This is a genomic window from Vibrio sp. 10N.222.55.C6 (genome assembly GCF_041473395.1).
In the GTDB taxonomy this organism is placed as follows: Bacteria; Pseudomonadota; Gammaproteobacteria; order Enterobacterales; family Vibrionaceae; genus Vibrio; species Vibrio crassostreae_C.
This window is the reverse complement of sequence record NZ_JBFRSD010000314.1, coordinates 1-279: the sequence shown is the minus strand read 5'-3', so window position 1 is coordinate 279 and position 279 is coordinate 1. Positions and strand designations below refer to the sequence as shown.

The following is a 279-nucleotide window of genomic DNA, read 5'->3' as shown; positions in this document are numbered from 1 at the left end:
TAGTTCACCGATTTGAGCGTAGGCTTTAGTCAATTCATCGCGGTTAAGTACTTCAAAAGATTCACCACCAGACTCTTGCGCCACACGATTGATGGTTTCCATATCCAAAGCCACTTCACCAACGGTTTGTGGGTCACCCATGGCGATCACGTGAATACGAACGCCTTTCGCCTTCGCAACTTTGGCGGCATCAACCGGTTCAACAAAGCTTCCCGTATCATTACCGTCGGTTAGTACGATCTCGACTTTCTCTTTTTCGTTGGCATTAACACTTGAATC

Annotated in this window: 1 protein-coding gene; it reads right to left on the bottom strand. The window is 47.0% G+C overall.

Going from position 1 to position 279, the window contains the following annotated elements; all coding sequences use genetic code 11:
• The coding region (locus AB4486_RS23855) for a VWA domain-containing protein (RefSeq protein WP_372119071.1) at positions 1–279 on the bottom strand (279 nt) is incomplete at both ends.